Annotated in this window: 4 protein-coding genes; 1 reads left to right on the forward strand and 3 read right to left on the reverse strand. The window is 26.8% G+C overall.

Going from position 1 to position 3,789, the window contains the following annotated elements:
• Window positions 1-110 precede the first annotated feature (110 nt).
• Genes WNY78_RS18730 through WNY78_RS18740 form a run of 3 tightly spaced genes read right to left on the reverse strand, consistent with a single transcriptional unit; the run spans window position 111 to window position 2,471 of the window.
• Window positions 111-1,007 carry a hypothetical protein gene (locus WNY78_RS18730; RefSeq protein WP_342874748.1) on the reverse strand — a complete coding sequence of 299 codons (897 nt, stop codon included), beginning with the start codon at window positions 1,005-1,007 and terminating at the stop codon, window positions 111-113.
• 10 nt (window positions 1,008-1,017) lie between these two features.
• Entirely contained in the window at window positions 1,018-2,190 is a 1,173-nt protein-coding gene (locus tag WNY78_RS18735; protein ID WP_342874749.1) for an AAA family ATPase, read from the reverse strand.
• 8 nt (window positions 2,191-2,198) lie between these two features.
• Window positions 2,199-2,471 carry a hypothetical protein gene (locus WNY78_RS18740; RefSeq protein ID WP_342874750.1) on the reverse strand — a complete coding sequence of 91 codons (273 nt, stop codon included), beginning with the start codon at window positions 2,469-2,471 and terminating at the stop codon, window positions 2,199-2,201.
• Between the two features lie 339 nt (window positions 2,472-2,810).
• Here WNY78_RS18740 and WNY78_RS18745 point away from each other — a divergent pair, with 339 nt between their 5' ends.
• Window positions 2,811-3,593, forward strand: a complete 783-nt coding sequence (locus tag WNY78_RS18745; protein ID WP_342874751.1) for a hypothetical protein — start codon at window positions 2,811-2,813, stop codon at window positions 3,591-3,593.
• The last annotated feature ends 196 nt before the right edge of the window (window positions 3,594-3,789 follow it).

Raw genomic sequence — 3,789 nt, forward strand, 5'->3', positions numbered from 1 at the left:
GTAATTCTAAAACACGTTATAGTTCTCCTCTTTCTCTCTATAAATATATTTATTACAAACTAAAGAAACACGTTGTATGTAATGTTGACCCGTCCTGAATAAAGACTAGATTATAGATGTTCACCTATATGAGCAACTAAAATTTTAGAATCTTGAACATTAGACTTTCCAAAATGGAAATAAATTCTATTTTTAAAATATTTTGAATCTCCCTTATCATTAGTACTGAGCTTTAAATGTGGTTCACAAATCAGTGTTTCAAACTTTCCTTCTTCGTTTTCAAAATTAAATTTTAATCTAGTTTTCTTTTTACCCTCTACTGTAGCTGTTTCATCTAATTTTGCTATAGTTGAAAACCTTTCTAGTAAATCTGTATGATTAGCAAATTTTTCTTTAATCATAATAACAGGTAAAACATCATTTAATGCTTCTAAGTGAGATACTATTTTAGAAGCAAAACCATTTAATATTTTACCAGTACTAGAATAATTATTTTTATGAAAAAAAATCTTAGGAAAGTACTTAATACATTCATCTATGAAGTAATTAACATTACCAAAAAATATACCTAAATGATATCTTCTAAAACTATACCATGAATTAGTGTCATAAACTATTTGATTTTCACTAGCAATATCCTCTATCTTAAATAAAGAAATTATGCCAGTACAACTTTCTAATGAATTATTTTTGATTTTCGATTTTAAATCTTCAATACTAATTTGTGTTCGTGGTAGTTTTAAAAAAATATTGGACAAAAACTGTCTAATCGATTTTTCCTTTCCTTCTAACTCTAAATCACTTGCGTAAATAAACTGTCCTAAATTATACCCATTAGGTAATTCAATTTGAAAAACATCTTCTTGAATATAAATTTTATTATCTTCTTTGTGAGCAACTAAATTGTGATAATCTCCAATAAAACTATCTAATGAAGAAAAAAAATTCTCATTTGACATTATTTCATTTTTAAATGATTGTGGTATAATATAAAAATTAGCAATCATTTAATACCTATTATCTTGAATAATTAAAGATTAAAGAATTATCTATTTCCATCTGATCGAAAAAATCTTTTGGCCAATTACCGACAAAACCTTTGATATCAATTTCTAATTTATCAACCTTAAAATTTTCACCAAAAAAATAAGAACTTACCATATCCTTTTTTATTATATTATTTTCATCTGCTATAGCAACTCTTAATCCATTTAGTATATGTTCACTATGACTCTCGACAAAAAGTTGAACTTTATTAGAAGCTAGTCTAGTAAACAAATGAGTTAATCTGGATTGCGCTTTAGGGTGTAAATGTGCCTCAGGATTTTCAAAAATTATAATATCATCTTCTTCTGCAATCAAACATGTTAATACAATTGACAAAATATAACTATAACCAAAACCTACATTTACTGATTTATATAATTTGTCTTCATTTTTTGGATTAATATTTAAAGCTAATACACTTTCGCCTTTTTTATTTATTTCAATGTTAGCTCCATTAAAAATATAATTAAGCCATTGTTGACATAATTCAGTTAAATTTTTCGGAACTTTATTTTGAATAAAAAAAATTGGATTTAATTCATTTTTATTAGACCATAATACATTTATTGAATTCTCTCCTCTTGTGCCAGTTTTATCTACATTACCTACACCATATTTATCAACGTATAATCTAGGTCCAATTCTATCAGCGCTTACATAATGTACATTTCTGAAAATTTTGAGGATTCGAGAATCATCTTTGTAATTAATTGCAGAATATTTATTAGAAACTAAGCTTTGTGATGAATTTGAGTCTGAAATTAATTCTTCTGAACTTTTAACACCATTTAACTCAAAACTGTGTAAAAAGCCCTTTCCTAAATCTTGCTCATCTCTAGAATATTCAAATTCAAAATCATTAATCTTATCAATATCAGTTTTAAATCCAAACTTAATGTTTTCTTGATTACTGCAACCTGAAGTCTTGATATCATCAAAACTTCCTAACTTTATTAAACTTGAGGAAATTAATAGCTCTTTTAAAGAATTTGTCTCATTAACAGATTGAGACATTAAAAGAATAGCCTGCAACAAACTTGATTTCCCTCTACCATTCAATCCAAAAAACAAATTAATGTTGGATAGAGAAAAGGTTTCGTCTTGGAAACATTTATAATTAACAAGATTAACTTCTGTAAGCATATTAAAAATTAAGTTTTATTATTCAACCAATCCCAGTTACTTGTATACATCCATCCTTGTCTATCAACATCATCATTTTTAACAACGTAAAGAAGATCACTATCATCTAAAACTTTTCTTAAAAATTCTGATATTTCATTAGCCTTCATATTGTTAACTTTAACAAGCCAAACAGATTTTAAAATTCTCTTTGCGTCTCCTAATTTTTCTATTTCTGCATATAAAGATGTATAATCTTTATCCTCAGAACTTAAATCGTAAGTAATTAAATAAACTGCCATATATATATTGTTGCTAAGAACAATTAGGTAATAGTTTTTTAGCTTGACAAAGGTATAAAAAAAAAGGAATTCAATTTTTAATAAGTGATACTATTTACAATCTCTATTTTTAGATAAAATATAAGTGAATATACAGTTAATCAAAACATGAAACACAACATACAACAACGTGTATAATTAATTGCTAGTTCTAGCCTACTTACGAATATTCCTGCGGAATATTCTATCTGTGTTTTATTTATTAAATTAGTTGCTTAAACACGCAACTAACCATACACAACACGTTGTGTGTAATACCCAGAAACTATGATACCAAGTCACTTATACCACTATACTTCATTGGAAACACTCTTATTAATTCTTGAGTATAATACTTTTAGATTTAATAGATTAGATAGGATGAATGACCCTTTTGATGGATTTAGTGATGTTTATTCCAATTCTAGAATGAATATTTTTTCATCTTCATGGACTAGTGAAAAAAGAGATGAACTTCCAATGTGGAAAATTTACTCTGATTTGAAAGGAGTGAGATTAAGAATGCCAATAGATTTATTTAACTATTCTGATAATCTTGAAGTAGCAAAACTTAATAAAGGAAAAAATTATTTGATAAAGTCGCACTTAAACAAACCGTATTCAATAGAAAGGAAAGCCTTGCCAAATGAAAATAAAGAAGGTGCTAATATGCAATTTCTTACTAAATCGGTATTTGGCCCAACACAAATTGACTACGTTAGAAAAAAATCAGATTTATCTAAAGGTTTAGTTAAGAGAAATAAAAAAAATATGAATTTTCCTCTTTATGAAATAAATTTAAATTTAATTGGTCAGAAAAAGATTGATTATTGGAGCTTTGAAAAAGAATTCCGATATAGAATATTTTTTAGTGATGCAATTATGTTTGCTGGTTCTTCAGAAACTCTTAAAGCATTTCATGATAACTCACCAATTATTACAGATTTTATCGATGTGGAATTTAAACCTGAATCACTCGAAAATATTGAAATTATTTTAGGCCCAGAAAGTGATAAGGATACAAGAACAAAAATTGAAGAAATTTTAGACAAGAAGAACATAAAAGAATTTAAAATTTCTAAAAGTAGGATTAAAATCAATTAAGTACTACACACAACACCGTGTATAATTCATTGCTAGTGCAAGCTTACTTACGAAAATCCTCGCGGATTTTCTATTCGGTTTGTATTTGCTAAATTAGTTGCTCAAACACGCAACGAAATCATACACGTATTCCAAGATCAAATCCTAATAAATTAGTCTTTTTTTATGCTGCATGTTGTTGCAAAACAACATAAGG

The organism is Psychroserpens sp. AS72, assembly GCF_038900375.1.
GTDB lineage: Bacteria > Bacteroidota > Bacteroidia > Flavobacteriales > Flavobacteriaceae > Psychroserpens.

What these genes read in the sequence shown, in the direction of transcription:
- WNY78_RS18730 (WP_342874748.1), bottom strand. Translation starts at nt 1,007, where the DNA reads ATGATTGCTAATTTTTATATTATACCACAATCATTTAAAAATGAAATA.
- WNY78_RS18735 (WP_342874749.1), bottom strand. Translation starts at nt 2,190, where the DNA reads ATGCTTACAGAAGTTAATCTTGTTAATTATAAATGTTTCCAAGACGAA.
- WNY78_RS18740 (WP_342874750.1), bottom strand. Translation starts at nt 2,471, where the DNA reads ATGGCAGTTTATTTAATTACTTACGATTTAAGTTCTGAGGATAAAGAT.